This is a genomic window from Enterobacter sp. 940_PEND (genome assembly GCF_001059415.1).
Taxonomy (GTDB): domain Bacteria; phylum Pseudomonadota; class Gammaproteobacteria; order Enterobacterales; family Enterobacteriaceae; genus Enterobacter; species Enterobacter cloacae_M.
The window spans coordinates 1-836 of record NZ_JUMS01000024.1; the positions used below are offsets into that span (position 1 = coordinate 1).

1 protein-coding gene is annotated in these 836 nt (G+C 65.7%); it reads left to right on the forward strand.

Annotated elements, in window-relative coordinates; all coding sequences use genetic code 11:
• A partial coding sequence (locus ADJ24_RS04930) for an Ig-like domain-containing protein (RefSeq protein WP_048702268.1) occupies positions 1-836 on the forward strand: 836 nt, incomplete at both ends.

Here is an 836-nt window from a genome sequence, read left to right on the forward strand (position 1 = left end):
ACCTGGTCCGTGAACGTGCCGTCCGACGTGCTGACCGCGCTGGGCAACGGTGATTTGACCGTGTCAGCCAGCGTCACGAACGGCGTGGGCAATAGCGGAACGGGCGAGCGCGAAATCGTGATAGACGCTAACCTGCCGGGCCTGCGCGTGGATACCGTGGCGGGTGACGACGTGATCAACAGCATCGAACACGGGCAGAACCTGATTATCACCGGTACCAGCGACGGGCTGGCGGCGGGCGCGGCGCTGACCGTGACCGTCAACGGCAAAACCTATCCGGCGACCGTGCTGGCGGACGGCACCTGGAGCGCGGCGATCCCTGCGGCGGACGTCGGCGCACTGAGTGCAGGCACGGCTACCGTGACCGTTGCGGGCCAGAGCAGCGCCGGTAACCCGGTCTCCATCAGCCACGATGTGACGGTGGATCTGGCGAGCGTTGCCATCAGCATTGACGCCATCGCCACCGATGACGTGATTAACGCGGCTGAGAAGGGCGCGGATCTGGTGCTCTCGGGGGCGACCTCGAACGTTGAGGAAAACCAGACCGTCACCATCACCTTCGGCGGCAAGAGCTACACCGCGACGGTAGACGCCGAAGGCAAATGGACCGCCACGGTGCCAGCGGCCGATCTGGCGGGTCTGAAAGACGGCGACGCCAGCGTGCAGGTGAGCGTCACCAACGTTAACGGCAACAGCGCCTCGGCGGGCCGCGAGTACAGCGTGGATGCAACCGCGCCGTCCGTGACCATCAATACCCTGGCGACCGACGATATTCTGAACGCCGCCGAAGCGCAGTCCGATCTGACCGTATCCGGCACCACCACCGCCGAAGCGGG